This window comes from Nocardia sp. NPDC049935 (assembly GCF_055586645.1).
Window position 1 is genome coordinate 352701 of record NZ_JBVJHV010000005.1, and the last position, 20221, is coordinate 372921.

The 20221-nt window shown below is 68.7% G+C and carries 14 protein-coding genes and 1 pseudogene; 1 reads left to right on the forward strand and 14 read right to left on the reverse strand.

What is annotated here, in order from left to right:
* Nucleotides 1-36 precede the first annotated feature (36 nt).
* From ACZ6SF_RS21420 to ACZ6SF_RS21475, 12 genes and pseudogenes are all read right to left on the reverse strand, one after another.
* Complete coding sequence (locus ACZ6SF_RS21420) at nucleotides 37-1668, reverse strand: long-chain-fatty-acid--CoA ligase (RefSeq protein ID WP_466063918.1); 1632 nt, start codon at nucleotides 1666-1668, stop codon at nucleotides 37-39.
* A 43-nt stretch (nucleotides 1669-1711) separates the two neighbouring features.
* Nucleotides 1712-3010, reverse strand: coding sequence for a wax ester/triacylglycerol synthase domain-containing protein (locus ACZ6SF_RS21425; protein ID WP_466063919.1), 1299 nt, complete (start codon nucleotides 3008-3010; stop codon nucleotides 1712-1714).
* Complete coding sequence (locus ACZ6SF_RS21430) at nucleotides 3007-4161, reverse strand: acyl-CoA dehydrogenase family protein (RefSeq protein WP_466063920.1); 1155 nt, start codon at nucleotides 4159-4161, stop codon at nucleotides 3007-3009. Before ACZ6SF_RS21430 ends, ACZ6SF_RS21425 begins: the two co-directional genes overlap by 4 nt.
* Before the next feature lie 3 nt (nucleotides 4162-4164).
* Nucleotides 4165-4407, reverse strand: coding sequence for an acyl carrier protein (locus ACZ6SF_RS21435; RefSeq protein WP_449995163.1), 243 nt, complete (start codon nucleotides 4405-4407; stop codon nucleotides 4165-4167).
* A gap of 78 nt (nucleotides 4408-4485) precedes the next feature.
* On the reverse strand, nucleotides 4486-5802 hold the full coding sequence (locus tag ACZ6SF_RS21440; RefSeq protein WP_466063921.1) for a lysine N(6)-hydroxylase/L-ornithine N(5)-oxygenase family protein: 1317 nt from the start codon (nucleotides 5800-5802) through the stop codon (nucleotides 4486-4488).
* On the reverse strand, nucleotides 5795-7336 hold the full coding sequence (locus ACZ6SF_RS21445) for a pyridoxal phosphate-dependent decarboxylase family protein (RefSeq protein ID WP_466063922.1): 1542 nt from the start codon (nucleotides 7334-7336) through the stop codon (nucleotides 5795-5797). Before ACZ6SF_RS21445 ends, ACZ6SF_RS21440 begins: the two co-directional genes overlap by 8 nt.
* A gap of 97 nt (nucleotides 7337-7433) precedes the next feature.
* Nucleotides 7434-8885: a condensation domain-containing protein gene (locus tag ACZ6SF_RS21450; protein ID WP_466063923.1), complete on the reverse strand. Its 1452-nt coding sequence runs from the start codon at nucleotides 8883-8885 to the stop codon at nucleotides 7434-7436.
* Nucleotides 8882-11164 (reverse strand): penicillin acylase family protein, encoded by a 2283-nt coding sequence (locus ACZ6SF_RS21455; protein WP_466063924.1) that lies wholly within the window; start codon nucleotides 11162-11164, stop codon nucleotides 8882-8884. Before ACZ6SF_RS21455 ends, ACZ6SF_RS21450 begins: the two co-directional genes overlap by 4 nt.
* Nucleotides 11161-12978, reverse strand: coding sequence for an IucA/IucC family protein (locus ACZ6SF_RS21460; RefSeq protein WP_466063925.1), 1818 nt, complete (start codon nucleotides 12976-12978; stop codon nucleotides 11161-11163). Before ACZ6SF_RS21460 ends, ACZ6SF_RS21455 begins: the two co-directional genes overlap by 4 nt.
* 11 nt (nucleotides 12979-12989) lie before the next feature.
* Complete coding sequence (locus ACZ6SF_RS21465; protein ID WP_466064085.1) at nucleotides 12990-13547, reverse strand: GNAT family N-acetyltransferase; 558 nt, start codon at nucleotides 13545-13547, stop codon at nucleotides 12990-12992.
* 51 nt (nucleotides 13548-13598) lie between these two features.
* A pseudogene (locus tag ACZ6SF_RS21470) lies at nucleotides 13599-17042 on the reverse strand (non-ribosomal peptide synthetase); the annotation flags it as partial.
* A gap of 379 nt (nucleotides 17043-17421) precedes the next feature.
* Nucleotides 17422-18552 (reverse strand): NADH:flavin oxidoreductase, encoded by a 1131-nt coding sequence (locus tag ACZ6SF_RS21475; RefSeq protein ID WP_466063926.1) that lies wholly within the window; start codon nucleotides 18550-18552, stop codon nucleotides 17422-17424.
* A gap of 117 nt (nucleotides 18553-18669) precedes the next feature.
* On the opposite strand from ACZ6SF_RS21475, the gene ACZ6SF_RS21480 reads away from it, so the two are divergent.
* Complete coding sequence (locus ACZ6SF_RS21480) at nucleotides 18670-18999, forward strand: winged helix-turn-helix transcriptional regulator (protein ID WP_466063927.1); 330 nt, start codon at nucleotides 18670-18672, stop codon at nucleotides 18997-18999.
* 139 nt (nucleotides 19000-19138) lie between these two features.
* Here ACZ6SF_RS21480 and ACZ6SF_RS21485 read toward each other — a convergent pair whose 3' ends face one another.
* Both ACZ6SF_RS21485 and ACZ6SF_RS21490 read right to left on the reverse strand, forming a co-directional pair.
* Nucleotides 19139-19696: a VapC50 family PIN domain-containing toxin gene (locus tag ACZ6SF_RS21485; RefSeq protein ID WP_466063928.1), complete on the reverse strand. Its 558-nt coding sequence runs from the start codon at nucleotides 19694-19696 to the stop codon at nucleotides 19139-19141.
* A gap of 6 nt (nucleotides 19697-19702) precedes the next feature.
* Nucleotides 19703-20197, reverse strand: coding sequence for a helix-turn-helix domain-containing protein (locus ACZ6SF_RS21490; protein ID WP_466063929.1), 495 nt, complete (start codon nucleotides 20195-20197; stop codon nucleotides 19703-19705).
* Between the last annotated feature and the right edge of the window lie 24 nt (nucleotides 20198-20221).

Here is a 20221-nt window from a genome sequence, read left to right on the forward strand (position 1 = left end):
GGGCCGAACCTCGAGCGGCGGAGCCGCTCCAACGTTTCAGATGAGGCTGGCGGCGGAGGCTCGGCGGAGTTTGCCGGACGGAGTCTTGGGCAGGGCGCCCTTGCCCACGATGGTCACCACGGCGGGGGCGATACCCACATCGTCGTAGACCGCGCGCGCGACCTCTTTGCGGATCCGTTCACATTCGTCCACATCCCCGGCCGCGTCCGATTCGGCGATCACCGCGATCCCTTCACGGGCCATGGACGGCAGCCGGATCGCCAGGGCCGCGACACTGCCCGGCCGGACGCCGGGAACCGCGACCGCGGCCCGTTCCACGACCACCGGGGAGATATTGCGGCCGGCGACGATGATCACGTCCTTCTTCCGGCCGGTGACCACGGCCTCCCCGTCGCCGGTGAGGTAGCCGAGATCGCCGGTCGACAGCCAGCCGTCCGCGTCGATCGCGGAGAAGTAGCCGTCCGGGCCCAGGTATTTCGTGGTCACGGCGTCCCCGCGAACCAGGAAGGTGCCGATCCGGTCGGCGGGCAACGTATCGCCGGCATCGTCGACGACCTTCAGTTCGATACCGGGAACCGGCACCCCCAGCCGCATCAGCGTGCGCGGCCGGTCGACCTCGTCGCGCGCGATGACACCCTTCTTCTCGGCCTGGTCGGCGTCGATGACATCGACCGCGTAGCGGGCGTCGGCGGCGGTGAACGACACCGCGAGCGTGGTTTCGGCCATTCCGTAGGCCGGCATGAGCGCTTCGGGCCGGAAGCCGAAACGGCCCGCCTCGGTGAGGAACTCCTTCAGGGTGTCCTCGTCCACGGCTTCCGCGCCGTTGACTGCGACCCGCATACTCGACAGGTCGTAGGCGCCGTCGCCGGCCCGCTTCAGCCGCCGCGCCAGTACGGAGTAGGCGAAATTCGGTGCCGCGGTGAAGGTGCCACGGAACTTCGTGATGAGTTCGGCCCACGACAGCGGGTTCTTGAGGAAGGCCAGCGGTGTCGTGATCACGGTGGTGGCGCCGGCGAACATCGGCGTCATCATCAGGCCGATCATGCCCATATCGTGGTAGAGCGGCAGCCAGCTGACCACGACGTCGTCGGGCCGGAATCCGGCCGCGCCGGCCATGGCGATCTGATTCTGGTGCAGGTTGCGGTAGGAGATCGCCACCGCCTTCGGGACACCGGTGGTGCCGGAGGTGAGCTGCAGGACGGCGATATCGTCCTCGCCGGTCGCCACATGATCCTGTTCGTCCGATCCCGCCAGGATGTCCTCGATCGGCACGATCGGGACCCCCAGGTCCAGATCGCGGACCGCGGCGGTGAACGGTTCGGCGACCGCGAGCACCCGGGCGTCCAGCATCCGGACCACCGCGCGGGTGTCCTCCACCCAGGTCTCCAGATTGGTGCGCGGAGTGGGCTGGTGCAGCATGGTGAAGGCCGCGCCCCGCATCCAGGTGGCCTGCACCAGCACGACGACATCGTCGGCGGTCCCGGCCAGGATGGCCACCGAACTCCCGGGCTCCACACCGGCACGGGCGAGTCCGGCGGCGGCGCGACGGGCGGTCGAGCGGATCTGCGCCCAGGACCGGAACGACAGGTCCGCGGGATCCTCGCCGCTCCACATACCGGTGTCTTCCGGCGCGGGCTGTTCGAACAGTAATTCGGTGATTCTGCTCATGGAATGTTCACTTCACTTCCTACCGGGCCGGCCCGGCGGCTCGTTACGGCGCCGATGCCTCGGTCAGCACGCGGTCGAACTGTTCGACGAAGGTCGCGGCGTATCCCACCGGGAGCGCGGCCGGATCGGTGACGACGCCGAACGAGGTCTTGTTTCCCAGGATCAGCGAGGTCACCGAGAACGAATAGCCCACCAGCGGTGAGATCGGCGTCAGTTCGGTGATGGCTTTTCCGAGCACGGAACGGATCCGGGAGAACCCCGGATTGATACCGATATGGATATCCGGGCTCATCCGCGACATCGACGCGTTGGCGATCGCACGGTGCAGCGGCCACGGAATCTTCGGCGCGTTATCGGTGGCGGCGAGCGCGAGTTCGGGACGGCGCCGCTCGATGATCGCCAATTCGGCGCGCGCCCGGTCGATCTGGGCGGCGAGATCGGAGGTGTTTCCGGGCAGGTTCAGCAGCGAGACCAGCACCGCGTTGCCGGTGTGCCGGAACGCCGTATCGTGGGTTACCGGCAATGTCACCCGCAGCACCTCGGCCCGGGGTTTGCCGGTGGTGGGCGCGGCGGCGCTCAGGGTGGCGCCGATGGCGGCGAGAACGAATTCGTGCACGGTCGCGCCGTGCTTCTTGGCCGTCCGGCGCAGGTCACGGGTGGACACGCTGTGCAGCGCGACCTCCCGCCGCCCGCTGCGGGTCAGTTCCGGCCAGCCACGGCCCGTGCGGGCGGCCGCGAACTGATCGTCGAACGCGGCCTTGGATTCCTTCAGGACCTCGGGTTCGATCCCGGCGATCCGATAGCGCGGACTGGTCGCGAAACGCTCGAATTCGGTGAGATCGTCGGGGCTTCCGTCGGCGAGCAGCGCGGCGAACGCCGCGCCGGCGATACCGTCGGAGAGGCTGTGGTGCACCCGCAGCAGCACGTACTGACTGCCGGTTCCGGTGGGTGTGAAGAGCGTGATATGCCAGAACGGCGCCGGGCGGACCAGCGCGGTCTCGTGCAGTGCCGCGATCTGCCGGAAGAGGTCCGCCGGGTCGGAGTACCGCGCGTGCGCCACCTGCCGGTCGACGTCCACGTTCTCGGTGAGCACGATCCGGGGCTTCCGCCAGCGCCCGTTCTCGACTCCGAGCCGGAAGATATCGAACAGACCCACCCGTTCGCTGACCCGATCCCGCACGGTCTGCGGGGTCAGCACCGGACCGTCGGATGCCAGTTCCATGACCATCGCCCAGTGCATCGGGGAGGTCTTGGTGTCCAGGTGCAGGTAGGTGAAGTCCGGGGGCGCCAATTCGGTGGGAGGCGATCCGGTCACGGTGCCGCTGCCTGCCGGGCTGTTCATATCTGATCCACCTGCTTCTCGAGCATCTTCTGGTAACCCTCGTGATCGGGTTTCATGGCGGCCGCCACCAGTTCCCACAGCACCTCGTCGGTTCCGCCGCCGACGCGCGCCAGTTTCATATCCCGCCACCAGCGCCCGATCGGGGTCTCCGATTCGAGGTAGCCGATCCCGCCGAAGATGTGCAGGCATTCCGAGGCGACTTCCTCACCGAGGTTCGCGGCGGACGCCTTCAGTGCCGCGGCGGTGCGCAGATTCACTTTGCCCTCGGCGGCGACTCCGGTGAGCGCGTACCGCAGCAGGTCCACCCGGGCCTGCAGATCGGCGATCCGCAGCCGCAGCGCCTGATGGTCGTAGAGCCGCTTTCCGAACTGGCTGCGGTCCATCATCCGGGCCAGGGTGACACCGAGCATCACCTCGCAGGCCGCGGCGATCTGCCCCGCCACCGAATAGCGTTCGTGCGCCAGACCCCAGCTGATCACCGCGAGACCGGTCCCCGGCCGCGCGATCAGGGCCTCCTCCGGCACCCAGGTGTCCAGGGTGACCGGCGCGGTGTCCAGCGGACCGGCCCCGAGCTTCGCGTAGGGTTTGCCGATCTCGACCTGCGACATGGGCACCGCGACGAGCGCGACATTGCCCTGATCACCGGCGGGAGCGTCGCCGGAACTGCGTCCGACCACGAACATCTGATCCGCCACCGGCGAGAGCGAGACGAACTTCTTGTGCCCGGTGACCCGGTAGCCACCGTCCTCCGGTTCGATCCGGGTGCGGGCGTTCTGCAGATCCGACCCGCCCGATTCCTCCGAGGCGCCGATGCACAGCACCGCCTCGGCGGTGATGGCCCGCTCGGCGAGATCGCGCAGGAAATCGTTGCGGCCGAACCGGCGCAGGATGGCGATGGCCGAATCGTGCAGACTCACCCCCACACCGATACCCGCCGACTGCAGGACGCCCAGCCGGTGCGCGAGGGCGAAATGGTCACCGAGATCGGCGACCTTGCGGCCCTCCCACTTGCGGGCGAAAACCCCCATACCGCCCAGGTGTTCCAGCAGGGCGCGGGGAAACTTCTCCTCCCGCTCGGCCTGTTCGGTCCAGGCCACGACCCGGTCGTCGAAGGCGCGAGCGAGTAACTCCGGGAAGGATTCGGCCGTCACGGATTACGCTCCGACCTTCGAGCGGATGAGATCTTCCAGATCGCCGACCGAGGCCGCCTCCGACATCTCCCGTTCGCTCAGCTGCACGCCGAGCCGCTCCTCGATGGCGACGACGCCGATGGCGAAGCCGACCGAATCGAGACCGAGATCCTCGACCAGCAGCGAGGTCCGGGCGACATCGGTGATGGCGAGGTCGAGATCTTCTTCCAGGATGCTGTCGAGCACCTCACGGATATGGTCGGACATCAGGAACTCCTCGGAGACGAAGCGACAGTGATCGGGATCGGGCTGCCGGGCCGGGCAGACCGGGTCTGAGCGGGTGGCCTATTCGACGATGTCGTCATCGGTCACCCCGAAACTGGTGAACGCGGTGTGGCGCGGCAGGCGGTAGGCCTCGCGCCCCAGCACGGTGTTGAGGATCTTGGCGTTGCGCACGGCGCCGATATCCAGGTTCGGCGCGGAGACGCCGTGACTGTGCGCCTCGGCGTTGGCGACGAAGAGCCGCCCGCGCAGCGCGTCGCCGGCGGCCACCGAGTGATCGGATTCGATCACCAGGCGGCCGCGGGAATCACGGCGTAGCCGGTCCCCGAGCGGCGCCAGGAACTCGTGTTCGCGGTAGCGGTATCCGGTGGCGGCGATGACCATATCGGCGGTGTGCGAGAGCAGCGATCCGGTGTCCAGATGCCGGCCCCGCAGGCGCAGGCGCCCGTCGTCGAGGGTGTCCACGCCCTCGACCGCGACCCCGTTGCGCAGCTGCACCGGTTGTGGTTTCTCCTTCAGCTGCCGGCGGTAGAGCAGATCGTGCAGGCGGTCCAGGGTCTCCGCGGAGATGCCCTTGTGGAACTGCCAGTGCCCCGCCCGCACCTGGTCCCGGGTCGCCTCGGGCAGGCTGTGGAAATAATCCATGTACGCGGGTGTGGTCATCTCCAGCGACAGCTTGGTGAAATCCAGCGGCGCGAACCACGGGGTCCGGGTCCACCAGGTCACCGCCGGACCGCCGCGCAGATTCTCCTCCAGCAGATCGATCACGATCTCCGCGCCGGACTGCCCCGACCCGATCACCGTCACCGCGCCCGCCGCGTGAGCGGCGTCCTGGTGGAAGAGATAGTCCGAACTGTGCACCAGGGCCGGGGAACCGGTGGCCAGTTCCTTCGGGATGGCCGGCTCGGTACCGATACCCATCACCACATGGCCGGCGTGGATGGTCGACGCCGTCCCGTCCGAACCGCGCACCGACACCTCGAACCGTTCGGCGTCGTCGTTCCAGCGCACAGCCTCGACCGTGGTACCGAACCGCAGTGACGGCAGCCGTCGCACCACCCACAGCAGATAGGCCTCGTATTCGCGCCGGGTGGGGAAGAACTGCTCGCGGACCAGGAACGGGTAGAGCCGGTCCACATCGGCGAGGTACGCCAGGAACGAGAGCGGATGGGTGGGATCCACCAGCGACACCAGGTCCGAGAGGAAACTGACCTGCAGTTTCGCCTCCTCGAACATCAGCCCCGGATGCCAGCGGAATTCGGAGATCGAATCCACCACCAGGACATCGACGTCGTCGAGCGTCGAGGCCAGGGCGGCGAGCCCGAGATTGAACGGCCCGCAGCCGATCGCGAGGATTCCTACCGATTCGACGTCACTCATGAATTCTCACCATTTCGTCGCGATCGCTGCGCAGACCCTCGGACTCCACTTCCAGCCCGACCCGCAGCAGTTCGTCGAACAGCGCGTCGATATCGGTCTCGGCGGACTCGGGATTGAGCAGCGTCAGTTTCAGGCAGGTCCGGGGCTCGCCCTCGCCGTGCACCCGCACCTGGGTGCGGCCGATCAGCGCTTTGCCGTTGCTGATCAGGCGGCGGCGCAGTTCGCCGTTGACCTGGTCCAGATCCAGATCCTCACAGCGGTACCGGAAGACCACCGTCGTCAGCGTTACCGGCGCCACCAATTCCAGCTGCGGTTCGGTGGCGATCCGGCGTTCGGCGTAGCGGGCCAGTTCGTGGCAGGCGTCGAGCATGTCGCCCAGACCGCTACGGCCGTAGGCGAGGAAGGTCGCCGCGACCTTGAGGACATCGGGGCGGCGCGTGGTCTGCAGGGTCTGCCCGAGCAGGCCGCCGTAGCCGGCCTCCACATCGTCGTCCGGGTTGAGGTAGGCCACCGACCGGTTGAGCGAGGCGAATCGCTGCTGGTCGGCGAGCAGCAGCACACTGGCCGCGGCCGGCTGCCAGCCGACCTTGTGCAGGTCGAGGGTCACCGAATCGGCGCGCTCGATACCGGTCAGCAGGCCGGAGAGCTTCGCGGAGAACAGCGAACCGAACCCGTACGCGGCGTCCACATGCATCCAGACGCCGTAGCGGGCGGCGATATCGGCGATCCGCGGCAGCGGGTCGATGGAGCCGAAGTCCGTGGTGCCCGCGGTCGCCACCACCGCCATCGGCGTATGGGTGCGGCTGAGTTCGGCCAGCGCAGACTCGAGAGCTTCGGGAATCATCCGGTGCTCGGCGTCCACCGGGACCCCGATCACCGCGGCCTCGCCCAGTCCCAGGGCCGCGCAGGCCCGGTGGATGGAGAAATGCGCGATCTGGGAGCACAGCACCACCGGCCGCGGCAGCGCGCTGGTCCCGTTCTGCCGGATATCGATACCGAGCCGCGCGGCCCCCCAGTCGCGGGCGATGAGCAGCGCCAGCAGATTCGAATACGACCCGCCCGGCCCGAAGACGCCGCCGGCGGTTTCGGTGAAACCGGCCAGCCGCGCCAGCGCGTTGATCGTCCACTGCTCGATGGCCAGGGTCGCCGGACCGGAGTCGTAGGTGTCCAGCGAGGCATTGGTGGCGCTGGCCAGCGCGTCGGCCACCACGGCCACCGTCAGCGGCGGCGGCTGGAGGTGGGCGGCGGTCAGTTTGTGGGTGAGGTCCAGCCCGTACCGGGCGATCAGTCCGGCCAGGTGGGCGAGCGCGGCGGGTTCGCCGACGCCGAGGTCCGGGATCCGTTCCGGGCCGAGCGATTCCGCCACGGCGGCGAGCATCTCCTCGGGCGCGCCGGAGGGCAGCGGGGCGCGGTGGTGGCTGTCGGCCACCGCCGCGGCGACCTGCGCCAGCCCACCGCCGACCTCGGACCAGCCGTCGCCGGGAGTGGCGAACCGGGAGGATCGCTGCCAGGGGGATACGAATTCTTGTGACACGGAAAAGCCCCATTACTTCAAAAGCACGGATAACGATGTGTTGCGGGCGATTCCGTCGGACTGCGCCGCCGGCGGAATCGAGCGGATCGGACAGCGGTTACGCGGTCTCCGATCCGCGCACCTCGCGGACGAATTCACCCACGGTGCGGTCCAAGGCCTGTGGTACGCGCGCTACCAGCGCGGTCGTCACCGACGAGGCGCGGCGCGCGAACGCGTCGCCGACGATATCGGGTTGATAATCGACCTCCAGATGAACTCGATTGTCCGGGGCAATTTCGAATGCGAAGGTGATCGGGTAATTGCCGATCCCGTTGAACACCGATTCGCAGGAGACTTCCTTGGCCGCGGGCACCGGGATACCGCGTAGCGGCGCGTTGCGCACCGACGCCATGATCTCGGCCACCGGGAACCGGCCGCCCGCGGCCCGCAGCGCGGTGAGCACGGTGCCGTAATCGACGGTGGCGAAATCCATCGCCCGGTAGACCGCAGTCACCGCGGACCGCAGCGAATCCCGCACGCTCGCCCGCGGATCGAAGGAGAACCGCATCGGGACGATATTCCCGCAGTAACCGACCCGGCCGGGGTCCTCACCCGGGCGGCGGTTGTCCGACGGCACCAGCAGGACGTGATCCGCGGCGTCGGTGAGCGCGAATACGCCGAGCGCGCATACCGCGATCAGCAGGGCGTTCGAGGTCGCGCCCACCTCCCGGGAGACCTCGCCCAGCGCGTCGATACGCGCGGGGTCGACCGGCTCGGCGAATTTGATCCCGTCGCGATCGCTCAGCGGCGCGAGCCAGCTCTGCGCGGCATCGAGCTCGGGCAGTGCCCCCGACAGCGGATAGCGCACGTCCTCGGCCGCCCAGGTCGCCCGGGCGTGGCGGACCGCCGCGTCGATCGACGCCTGGTCGACGACGGCAGGCGTCCCCGCCGGGGTTCGGGCACCGGGCCCGCTTCCCGAGACCAGGGTCCCCAGCAGCAGCGCCCAGGACGTATCGTCCACCGCCAGGTGGTGCACCACCAGAATCACCGTGACGCGGGAGTCGGCGCCCGCGTAGATCCGTCCGCGCAGCGGCGGTTCCCGGGTCAGGTCGAACGGCGCCTTCGACAGCGCCGAGGCGGCGGCCAGGACATCGGCCCGGTCCGTACCGGCGGTCGCCGCGGGCACGGTCGCGGGCAGCGCGCCCCACTCCCAGACCGCGCCGGGTACGGCCCAGCGTCCGTCCCGGCTCGCGGGCGTCCGGCGTGGTACACCGTCCTCGACCGCGACCACCGATCCGAGCACCTCGGCTTCACGCACCATCAGTTCGAAGGACGCCACGACCTCGTCGAGGGTGTATCCACCGAAATCCAGGACGAGCCCGATGTTGTGGGATACCGAATCCGGATCCAGGTCGTAGATCTTCCACATACGGCGTTCGGCGATACCCAGCTGCCCGGCCGGGGCCCGCGGCGCCTCGGCGGCCGGCGCGACGCCGTCCGCGTCACCCGCACCGGAACCGGCCAGCCGCCGCCGCATCAGTTCCAGTCGCGTATCGGTCAAGAGGTTCATGCTTCTCCCAGCATCGAGCCGTTCGTGAATTCCTCGCGCGCTCGCGCGGTCCGCCGCAGCTCCGTCCACTCGCTGACGATGTCGATCAGTTCGCCGCGCGCCCACAGCGGCGCCTGGTCCTCGAAGTGCGGCGACCGCGGATCCCCCGCGACCCCCAGCGGCACGATCCAGCGACCGGCATCGCGGGCCGCGAGATCCCAGACGTAGCGGGCCGCCGATCCCACACTGCAGGCGTGCGAGAACCCGACCGCGCTGCCGTTGGCGAAAACGCATTCGGCGTCACCGCCCAGAGGCTGCGGGTGCGGCCTGACCTGCCGGGACAGTTCGGGATGTTTCGGGGTCGCGCCGACCAGATCCATCCCGTGGATCGGAGCCAGCACATGGACGCTGCCCCAGGTCGGCACGCTGGGCAGCGCCGCGACCCGCTCCGCCACCGCTTCGACGGCCGCCGCGGTGAGCCGTCCGATATCCACGCCCAGCGCGGGCGTGCGGGCCACCACGGCCTCGAGCGCCGCCGCGATACGGGTGGGCACCACGAACCACGGATCGAATATGCGAGGGAACGGATGTCCGGCGGTGAGCCCGGCCAGCGCCTCGTGCCCGGTCAGCCCGAGCACCAGCTGGGAGCGGATCTCGGCGAACAGATAGGCGTCGGTACTGTCCTCGCGCATACCGCGATCCCAGGCCAGGATGCGGTCGCGCAGTTCTTCGCCGCGGGTGCTCAGTCCGGTCAGCGGACGGAGCAGGTCCTGGAGCAGGGCCGCGGCGTCGTTCTCGGTATCGCCGTGGATGCGGGCACAGTCGGCGGCCGAGACCGCCTTGTTCTCGGCGAGCAGCGCGCCGATCCGGTCGGCGCGGTGCGGGGGCACGCATTCGGTGGTCAGCGGTTGCAGCGGTGCCGTTTCCGGGATGCGCTGGTTGGCGATCACCGAGAATCCGTCCACCTCGGCCGCGAACTCCGTATCGGCGACCGAGGCCGTCGCGTATCCCCGCCAGCCGTAACGCTCGTCCCAGCCCGGCACCGGCAGCCAGTAGTTCTCCGCGGCCCGCAGCGGCATCCGGCCGATCACATGGTGGGTCAGCCGGCCCGAGGTATCGGCGACGACGATCCGGTTGGCCGGTTCCACCCACTCCCGCAGCGCCGCCTCGACCTCACCGGCCGTTTTCGCGAACAGGGTGTCCAGCGCGGCATCGAAGGTGGCGGCGGGGTCGTCGAGCATCGGGCTGCGCAGGCTCAGCGCGAACGACGCCTCGGGCCCGCCGAGGACCACCGATCCGTTACCGGTGGTGATGATCTCGACGTCCACCGGATCGCCGTCGCGGACCGTGATCCGCTCGATCCGGGTCGCGGTCTCGCGGCGGCCGGTCGCCGTTTCCGCCCACACCCGGCCGTCGGCCCGGGCGAGCCGCTCCAGGTAGAGATCCTGATAGTCGCCCATGGCATTGGTGATGCCCCAGGCCACCGTGCCGGCGTGCGCGAAATGCGGGACTCCCGGGACCCCGGCGAAAGCGAATCCGACGATATCGAATTCCGGTGCCGCCAGCTGGAACTGCTGGTAGATACCGGGCAGTTCCAGGAACCGGTGGGGGTCGCCGGCGAGCATGGGCGCACCGGTCGCGGTGCGGTCGGCGGCCACGCCCCAGGCGTTGCTGCCGGAGATGGCGTCGCCGAAGGACGAACTCCACAGATCCTCGTCGCGGGCGGCGCCGGCGCCGAACTGTTCGAGCAGCTCGGTCACGAAGGCCTCATCCGGCAGATCGGGTACGGCCGTGCCGGGATGATCGGCGCCCTCGCAGTCGAACAGCGGCAACGCCGCCACCCCGAGTGCCCGGCAGGCGTGCAGCCGCCAGAGTTTGGTGGTGAAACGCCCGAACAGGATGTGGTGCACGATAAATACCGCGATCGGCGTCCACGGCTGCCAGGGCGCGGGCCGGTGCTCGAATTCGGTGAGCTCGGGCGCGACGGCGGTATCCAGCGATCTGTTGACCCCGGCGACGTAGGCGCGCAGCAGACCGCGGCTGCGCCCGGAGGACGCCTCGTAGATACGCCGGGCGGCACGGTCCATCTGCGAACGCCGGGCGAATTCGTCCCAGCCCACGCTGTCGGCGCCGAAAACCTCCGCGGTGCGGCCCTCGGCCCGCAGCCGCAGGAACTCGATCTGCCAGGCCCGGTCGATTCCGCACGCGTAGCCCTGGCCGAAGAGCGCGCCTTCGGCGGAATCCGCCGTGATATGCGGAATACCCCAGGCGTCCCGGATGATCTCCATATCCGCGCTCACGAGGCCGCCACCTCCATTTCCGGGCTCCGGGCCGCGGCCGGGCGGAACGCGGCGATGGGATTCACGAGTTCGTGTTCGGCATCGACGAGCGTCGAATACGAATCGCCGAGATTGACCATCCGGCGGTTGTTCGACAGTTGCAGGCGGTTCATATGGATCGCCTGGAAGGTCGGGGCGAAAAGGTCCCAGCGGGCGAAGTTCCCGGCGAGACCGGGATGGCGCTCCTGGAATTCGACCACGCTCTCCGCGACGGTGGCCCAGAACGCCGTATCGTTCACGAGCCTGCTCGTATGCAGGATCGCCGCGAGATGACGCAGGTAGTCGTCGAAGACATCCGAGAGCACACCCATATTGCGGATCTCGTCGGGCTCCTCGGTCACCGCCCGCCGGCAGGAGTCCGGAATTCCCTCCGCGTCACCGAATATGGAGACCTCTTCGCCGATGTCCTTGAGGATCGCGCGCACCGGAACGCCGCCGTCCAGAACTAGGATCAGATTCTCGCCGTGCGGGGAGAATTTGAACTCGTACCGGTAGAGCAGATAGATGATCGGATGCAGATAGGCGCGCAGATAGCGCCGCAGCCAATCGCGCGGGTCGAGGCCGGACCGGCCGATGACGGCCGCCACCAGCGGGTCACCGTGATGGTCCAGATGCAGCAGCGCGGCCATGGTCATCAGCTGTTCGCGGTCGTTCACCAGCCGGACCGGGCTCTCCCGCCACAGCGCGGACAGCAGTTTCCGGTATTCCGACCCCGGCCGGGTGATCCCGGTGAGCGCGGTGTTGCGGTACCCGATCGCCGCGACCTCGTAGAGCATCTCGAAACCGATCGATTCCAGATACTCGTCGCCGCTCACCCGGCTGCGCACCCAGTCGTTGATCAACGGGGTGGTGCGCATGTAGTCGGCCGACATTCCGCGGGTGAAACCCATATTGACAATGGAAAGTGCCATTTTCACGTAATGGCGGCGGGGCTCGGTGCTATCGAACAGGGTCCGGATCGACTGCTGCGGCTGGTACAGATCGGGCGCCGCACCGAGGTGCACGATCTGGTGTTCGGCGATATCGATCGCGTAGATCCGCGCGATCTTCTCCGACCACTGCCAGGGATGCACCGGCATGTAGTAGTAGGCGGCCGGGTCCAGCCCGAGGCCGGTGAGCACACCGTCGAACCGCGCGAGCGTGGTGCCGCCCAGCTCGTCGCGGATCAGCCCGTCGTAGTCGATACCGGATACCGCGGAGAAATCGCTGTTCGCCCGGACGACGGCCACCCAGGTCAGCGGGAAACGCTGCCCCGATTCCGGCGCGTACCGCTCGACATCGCCGGCGCTGAACCCCAGCCGGCCGGCATTGGCCACGATGCAGGGATGTCCCTCGGTCATCGTCTTCTCGATCGTCTGGAAATCGGCGGCCGCCAGCTCCGCGGACGGGATACGCCGGGAGTCGGGCCGCTCGGTGCCGATCGAGAGGGTGTTGACGAACTCCTCGAGGTACTCCGGCAGCGCCTCCTCCGAGATACCCAGGGCACTGCGCAGATCCACGATCAGCGCGACGGGGTCGATCGGCAGCTCGACGCCGCCACGGATCCGCCGGATGCGGGATTCGTCGATATTCCAGCTGTCCAGCGCCAGCAGTTCGGCGCGGAACCGGTACTCGGTACTGCCGTCGTCGGAGAACACCGTGTACTCGCCGGGCACGATCTCCACCGGTCGCACGAAGCGCTCATGGCAGAACTCGGCCAGTATCTTCTTCGCGATCCGGGTGCGGTAGACCTGCCGGTAGGACCGGGCCGACCCGGAAACGTCTGTGCTGTTCACGATCTCGCCCCTCAGCTCGCCGCGAGCTGGTCGACGGCGGCGAGCCTGCGGCCGCCCGCGGTCAGGCGGATGAAGTCCTCCCGGGTGCAGTAGCTCAGCCGGGCGGTCTTGGCCGCGACCGGATGGTCGCCCTCCACCACGAAACCCACCGCGGCGTTCAGCCGCTGGACCTCCAGATTCCGGACATCCGGCTCGACCACCACCCGCTGCGCCCCGGCCTCGAAGAAGGCGGTGCGCATGATGTGCAGCATGACGGTGCCGGTGAATCCCGGGATCCGCCGTTCACTACTGGCGACCAGCAGATGCATACCGATATCACCGGGCCGGTGCGCGTATCCGGTCTCCGGGGCGGCCAGATCGCCGACCTCCGGGTTGTACAGCTCGAAGAGGAACTGCGGCACCCCGTCCAGGTAGCCCATCCGCATGCCGTACTGCGGTTCGGGTCCGGCCGCGGCGTCGCGGATCATCTGTTCCACCTCGGCCCGGGTGCTGGTCAGCATGTCCCAGTACTTGGCCTTGGGGTGGGTGAGCCATTCGTGCACGATCGCGGCGTCGCGGGCGATATCCATCCGGTCCGAACTCAGGCGGTACCCGACCGCCGTCTCGGCCGGGGCCGCGGGACCACCGATCTCGGCCTCGACCTGTTCGTCGGTCAGCCCCATCACCTCGAGGAAGGTCGCGGCCACCCGGTCCATCCGCTCCCCCTCCAGCTCGACCAGCCGGTCGGCCAATCCGGCCAGGGTGCGGCGCTGGAAGATATCGGCGACGGTCAGTCGCGGCGCGTCCAGCCACTGCCGGACCTGCGCCACGAACGCCGTGGCCAGCACGGAATCACCGCCGAGCGCGATGAAATCGTCGGTCACCCCCAGCGGCCGGGTCGCCAGGATCTCGCCCAGGATCGTGACCAGCGCGGTTTCCAGTTCGGTGCGCGCCGCCACGGATTCCGCGCGGGCGTCGGGCGCGACCAGTCCGGCGACCTTCTTGCGGTCGTACTTCCCGTTCGAGGTGAGCGGCAGTTCGGCCAGCACCGTCACCGATCGGGGGATCATATGCGGCGGCAGCACCTCGGCCAGCGCGTCCCGGAGCCGTTCCCCGGTGGCCGCGCCGGTGACGGTGACGGCGGCGCGCAGGTCGCGGCCGTCCGACCACACCACGGCTCCGGTGACCGCCGCGAGCCCGAGCAGCCCGGCCTCCACCTCGCCCAGTTCCACCCGGTACCCGCGGACCTTCACCAGATGATCGGCCCGGCCCAGGAAGTCGAGGAAACCGCCCGGCAGATAGCGCACCATATCGCCGGTGCGGTACCAGCGGACCCCGTCGCGGACGACGAACCGGTCGGCCGAGCGTTGCGGGTCGCCGCGGTACCCGGCGGCCACCCCGGCCCCGCCGATCCACAGCTCGCCCGGAACGAGATCGGGCCGGTCGCGGCCGATCACGTCGACGACCCGGCAGCGCACGCCGCGCAGCGGTACCCCGTAGGGCACGAACGTCGCGCCGGCCGGGACGTCGGGCGCCTCGCAGACCGTGGAGTGGATCGCGGTCTCGGTGGTTCCGCCGAGCCCGGCGACCCGGCAGTCCGGCAGTTGCGCGCGAACCCGGTCCAGCAGGGAGGTATCGACCTTGTCGCCACCCATGATCACCACCCGCAGCGACGGTGGCAGCGGCGCGATATCGAGGATCATGCCCAGGATCGAGGGCACACAGTTGAGCACACTGACCGATTCCGCGCGCAGCATCCGCGCCCAGGTGTCGACGCGGGTGCTCTCGTCGTCACCCGGGACGACCACGGCACCGCCGACGGCCAGGAGGCCGAAGATATCGAAGACCGATAGATCGAATTCCAGCGAGGAGACCTGCAGGCTGCGATCGCCGGCGCCCAGCCCGTAGCGGTCCACCAGATCCGTGAGGGTGGCGACCGCCGCCCGGTGCGGCACCTCGACGCCCTTGGGCAGGCCCGTCGAGCCGGAGGTGAAAAGCACATACGCGAGTGCGTCGGTGCCCACCGGCACCGGATCGGCCGGGCCGGCGCTACGGGCGGCGGCGATATCCAGTACCGGCGCGGGCGAATCCGCCCAGGCCGAATCGCGATCGGTGAGGATCGCCGCCGGTGTGGCCACCGAGACGATGCGTTCGCGCCGGGCCCGCGGCTGGGTAGGGGCCACCGGCACGTAGGCCGCGCCGGCGGTGAGCACGCCCAGCGCCGCCGCGATCTGATCGCCGCTCTTGGGGAGGTCGATGATCACGGTGTCCCCGGACCGGACACCGGCGGCCAGCAGCGCACCGGCGATCCGGCGGGCCTCACCGGCGAGTTCCCCGTGCGTCCAGGTGCGGTCCACGCCGATCACGGCCGGTGCGTCCGCGCGCCGCGCGGCGGCGGCGAGGAAATGCCCGTGCAGGGTGCCGTCGAAGAACTCGGTGCCGGGTAACGGCAGTTCGACCGCCGCGCGCTGTTCCCGGACGTCGCCGGATACCGGATCCGGCGCCGGGCGGTCCCACTCACCGGCGATCAGCAGATCCAGCAGCCGCACGTAGTAGGCGAACATGGACCGCGCCGTCGCGAGTTCCAGATCCGAGGCCCGCACGTCCCAGTTCAGCAGCAGCCCGCCCGAAACCTCGGTGACCTGCGCGTCCAGCAGTACCTGCGGCCCCTGCGAAACGATCCACGACGGTTCGCCCAGGATCTCGGTCGCGGTGGCCGAGAAGAGTTCGCCGAGCCCGAGCGCACTGGTGAACACCACCGGCGACACCACGGGTTCGCCTCGCTCCCGGCTCAGTTCCCGCAGCACGTCCAGACCACCGAAACTGCCGTGCGCGGCCGCCTCGTGCATGGCGGTCCGCATACTCACGGCCCGTTCGGCCAGAGTCTGCGGGGCCCCGAGATCGACATCGACGATCAGCGAGGACGTGAAATCCCCGACCACCCGCTCGACATCCGGGTGCACCGGGTCGCGGTCGAACAGCGGGACGGTCAACAGGAATCGCGGACCCGCGGCATGGGTGCCGATGGCCTCGGCGAATACCGCCGCCACCGCCGCGGCCGGGGTGACACCGTTGCGGTGGGCGTGCTCCTCGAGTCGTTTGCGGTCGACCGCATCGATCGCGTGGTGCAGCCGGACGGTCGCAGGCTGCACCTCGCCGCGCGCCGCGGCGGCGTTCAAGGGCAGCTCCGGTGGCCCCGGCAGATGCGGGATGCGCTCGCGCCACCAGGCGATATCCGCCTCGCGCGGCACGCGATCGGTGCGCCGCGCCGACAGCGAGGGGAAGGTGACCCCGAGTTCCGGCAGCGTCTCACCGCGATACAGGCGCGCCAGATCGTCCACCAGCACGCGGTAACTCATGGCATCGGCGGCGATCATGTCGACGTCCAGGTGCACGCGGGCGTCGCCGCCGGGCAGCAGCGTCAGCTCCGCGCGCAGCACCGCGCCGTCCTCGATCGGCATCGCCCGGTGCGTACCCTGCTCGCGCCGCCGCGCCAGCGCGGCCGCGGCATGCTCGGCCGTCTCCTGCCGCAGGTCGTGGACCGCGACGGCCTCCGGATGGGCCGCCCCGATCAGCTGATTTCCGTCCGGGAGCACCCGGACCCGCAGCATCGGATGGCGTTCCAGCAGCGTGGCGACGGCCTCGCGGAACCGCCCCGGTTCGATCTCGCGGCCGTCGAACTCGATGTAGAGATGAGCCGCGACCCCACCGAAGGCATGGCTGTGCGACCGGCCGATCCAGTAGGCGTGCTGCATTGGCGCGAGCGGGAAGGAGGTGTCGAGGTCGAATGCCGCCGCGCTGCCGGAAATCCCGGTTCCGAACTGCTCCGCGCGCTCATCGGCGCGATCATCGGCCACCAGTGTGTTCCAGGCCCGGATCGTGGGCGCGGCGGTGAGCCGGGCGAAGTCGACGTCGTATCCGCGTTTGCGCCACTGGCCGGCCAGCCGCATCATCCGCAGCGAGTCCAGTCCCTGTCCGACCAGGTCGTCGTCGAGGTCGAGGGATTCCGGTGCGATTCCCAGTACCGAACCGACCTCCGCCCGGACATCGATATCCGTACTCGCCTCGGGACGAGTAGCCACCATGAGAACGCCTCTCGCAGATCAAACCAACATCGGCTTAGGCTGAGCTAACTTTAGTGAAGTTAGCCTAGCCTAATCCGAACTCGAGCGTATCCGCTGGACGCGATGAAGCAAAAGGGCGACGCTGTGAGAAACAACGCCCCTTGTGAGCTCGGGGTTTATACCGACTTAGGGTAGGGTACACTAACCCAACGCAAGGCGGCCTCTCAAAGTGGTTAGGGCATACTAAAATACGGGTCTACCAGCGAATAGAGGCTTATTTTCGAGCCGATTTCCCGCCTGCGGACCAACGCGGGCAGATCCGCGAAAACCGCGCCTCCTGTGCCCACGGATGGGGGGCCGCCACCCGCGACAGCGCCCCCGGCGCGGCGGCTCACACCCCCTACCCGACCCGGATCCGAGCGCCGTGCCGCTCCCCCTCCCAGGCATACTGGCGAGCCAGCGTCACCTCGGGATCGAGCATCGCGCGGTCGAATTCGGCCGGAACCGCGCCCGCCGCGAGCACCCGGGGCCAATCCGGATTCGCGAGCGCACCCCGCCCCAGCGCCACCAGGTCGGCATGGCCGTCGTCGAGGACCGCGCGCGCGCGAGCGGGCGCGTGCATACCGCCGTTCGCGAGCACCGGCAGCCCGGTCACCGACCGGGCCAGCCGCGTGATCGTCTCCCCCGTATCCAGGACCGCCGTGTCGTACCAATCGCGCCCTTCGCTCGCGAGATGCAGATAGTCGGCCCCCGCCGCGGCGACCGCCCGGAAGATCGTCTCCGCCTCGGCGGCCCCGGCCCACCGGTATCCGAAATCGTTGACCTTCGTCTGCGAGAGCCGCAGCCCCACCGGGAAACCGGGTCCGACGGCTGCCCGCACCGCACGGATGACCTCGACCGCGAAACGGACCCGCCGGGCGGGATCGCCACCGTATTCGTCATCGCGCCGGTTCGTGTACTCGGTCAGAAACTGGTCGATGAGATAGCCGTTCGCCCCGTGGATCTCGACCGCGTCGAAGCCGGCCGACCGGGCCCGCCGGGCCGCCGCACCGAATCCGGCGACGATCTTCCGGATATCCGCCTGCGTTGCCGCCGCCGGCAACGCGAACGGCCCCGACCCACCGTAGGCGGGCATCTTGCCGCCCTCGGGTAGCACCGCCGACGGCCCGATCGTCCGATCGCTGAACGAATTCTCCTGAACCAGCGCCCCGCCGTGCATCAATTGCAGCGCGATGGCACCGCCGGCCGCGTGCACCCCCGCGGTAACCGCCCGCCAGCCCTCTACCTGCCGCGCTGTCACGATCCCGGGCTGGCGGGCATAGGACTGGCTGAACTCCTCATCGATATAGGTGCCCTCGGTAGTGATCAGGGCGAACCCACCCGCGGCGAACCGCGCGTAGTACTCGGCCATGGCAGCGGTGGGCACACCGTCCCCCGCGGTACTCACCCGCGACATCGGCGCCACCGCCGCCCGATTACGCAGTCGCAGACTTCCGATCCGGATGGCGGCCAAAACGGGATGGCTGGTCACGAAAACTCCTCGTACTCGACGAAATCGGTTCCGATCCAGAATCCGCGCTACCCACCATCACGACAAGTACTGTCTTTTTTGTGCTGTAGTGTCGGTTTGTATACCGAGGAGGTCGGAGTGCACGACGAGACGCCGGACTACTGCACGATCGAAGCCGCCATGGAAGTGGTCGGCGGCAAATGGAAGATGGCCATCGTCAACCACCTCTTCGAGGGCACCCTCCGCTTCGGCGAACTGGGCCGCGCCATGCCCACCGTCACCCCGCGCATGCTCACCCGCCAGCTCCGCGAACTCGAGGCCGACGGCCTGATCCGCCGCACCGTCTACCCCCAGGTTCCGCCGAAGGTCGAATACGACCTCACCGAACTCGGCGCGAGCCTGCGGCCGGTCGCGGGGTTACTCCAGTCCTGGGGCGAGCGGTACCGGCACGACACCGGCTCACGCTGATCACCGCCGGACCAACCGCTGCTCGACCCGGCGATGGCGGTCTCGCGCATTTCTTCGACACTCGGTGAGCGTCCGCCTCACCCCACCGGCGACGCCCGATGTTGTCGCAGGCATTGCCCTAGCCCCCGCCAAGGGCTGATCAACCGCCGAATTCATGGCGTGCGGCTTCCGCGGCAAAGGAGGGAACTCCGCAGCGATCCAACCGACCGAGGAGTTGCCCGATTGTCAACGGTGGCCTCTTGGCTGCGTCCAACTGCGCAACGAGCGCCCGTCCAACCTTTGCCGGGTAAAGGTCCAGTTGATCGAGCAGAAATGCGTCCGGCGTCGTCACACACACTCCGTGCGGAGCGGTGGAGGATTCCGGGAAGTCCTTGACATTGAAAGTCACCAGCACCTCGCAATCGGCCTGAATCGTCGCTGCGAGAACGTGGCGATCTTTCGGATGGCACGACAGCCCGGCGACAAGGGCTTCGTACCCGCGGACTTCCGCTGCGGGGAAGGCTCGCTGCATGTGCCCAATGCGTCGTTCGGCACGGTCGCGGGCCATCCCCGCCTCCCGTACCAGTACCTCGACCAATTCACGAATCACATCGGCAGACCAATGCGGCCGAAAAGCCCTCTCTTCGGCAATTCGGAGAACCGTATCGACGAGAGTGGCACTGTAGAGCACATTGGTGTCCAAGAACGCCGGGAACACGGGCGTTCACCGAGTGACCGGGGGCGGTCCATCGGTTACCGCATATAGCTCATGCTCCTCGCCGTCGGCGACCATGTCATCCAGCGCCGCTGCGGTGCGCTCGCGCTGCCGAATCTGGTATTCGACCAGGGCTGCCAAGCGGACGAATCGGTGCCGCCCCGGCTTTTCCATCGGGAGGTCACCCCGCTCGAGGATGCGAACCAACGTAGGTCTTGATATCCCGAGAAACTCGGCTGCCTCCTGAGTTGTCAGCATCGCGTTCATCGGCGCGACCGTCACGCCCATACCGTTCGACAATGCTTCGGCGACCTGGCGGAGCACGTCGTACACAGCGTCCGGCAATTCGAATCGCGCGCCGTCGGCCGACACCAACGCAGGCCGGTTCTCCGGTGCTTCGCCCCGAGCGTCCTTCAGCGCCCGATTGAAGTCGAGAATCAACGCCTCCTCGTCCCGTTCAGGGACGTAGGTGCGGATATTTCCGCTGGCAGCGGGCCTGGCCATGACACCTCCTGGTTCGACCCGAGT

Bases quoted from the DNA above. Each gene is read 5' to 3' on its own strand.
- ACZ6SF_RS21440 (WP_466063921.1), bottom strand. From the start codon at position 5,802: ATGAGTGACGTCGAATCGGTAGGAATCCTCGCGATCGGCTGCGGGCCG.
- ACZ6SF_RS21465 (WP_466064085.1), bottom strand. From the start codon at position 13,547: ATGGATATCGCCCGCGACGCCGCGATCGTGCACGAATGGCTCACCCAC.
- ACZ6SF_RS21420 (WP_466063918.1), bottom strand. From the start codon at position 1,668: ATGAGCAGAATCACCGAATTACTGTTCGAACAGCCCGCGCCGGAAGAC.
- ACZ6SF_RS21425 (WP_466063919.1), bottom strand. From the start codon at position 3,010: ATGAACAGCCCGGCAGGCAGCGGCACCGTGACCGGATCGCCTCCCACC.
- ACZ6SF_RS21490 (WP_466063929.1), bottom strand. From the start codon at position 20,197: ATGGCCAGGCCCGCTGCCAGCGGAAATATCCGCACCTACGTCCCTGAA.
- ACZ6SF_RS21450 (WP_466063923.1), bottom strand. From the start codon at position 8,885: ATGAACCTCTTGACCGATACGCGACTGGAACTGATGCGGCGGCGGCTG.
- ACZ6SF_RS21435 (WP_449995163.1), bottom strand. From the start codon at position 4,407: ATGTCCGACCATATCCGTGAGGTGCTCGACAGCATCCTGGAAGAAGAT.